At 46.1% G+C, this 347-nt stretch carries 1 protein-coding gene; it reads left to right on the top strand.

Translation table 11 applies throughout. From position 1 onward, the window contains the following. Positions 1-92 precede the first annotated feature (92 nt). Positions 93-347, top strand: a 255-nt coding sequence (locus tag J0A66_RS22230; RefSeq protein ID WP_241264387.1) for a glutamate--tRNA ligase family protein, incomplete at its 3' end; no start/stop codon positions are given.

Genomic DNA, 347 nt, shown 5'->3' with positions numbered 1-347 from the left:
GGCTGTGAAAGCCGCTATCTGGCTGCTGTATTCCCGTCACAAACTGGTATACTAGCGCTTTGTTAATAAACCTAATAACGACAGGGGTGGTAATGGCCGAGACCGACATTCGTCCGACCAATTTTATTCGTCAAATCATTGATAAGGATCTGGCTGAAGGGGTACACAATCATGTGCATACCCGGTTCCCGCCTGAGCCTAATGGCTATTTGCATATCGGCCATGCCAAATCTATTTGCTTAAACTTCGGCTTGGCTCAGGACTACCAGGGACAATGTAACCTGAGGTTTGACGATACCAACCCTGAGAAAGAGAACATTGATTACGTTAATTCCATTAAGGACGAC

The organism is Bowmanella dokdonensis (assembly GCF_017254865.1).
In the GTDB taxonomy this organism is placed as follows: domain Bacteria; phylum Pseudomonadota; class Gammaproteobacteria; order Enterobacterales; family Alteromonadaceae; genus Bowmanella; species Bowmanella dokdonensis.
Note: the sequence above shows the minus strand (reverse complement) of the source record. Positions and strands in the feature narration are given on the sequence as shown.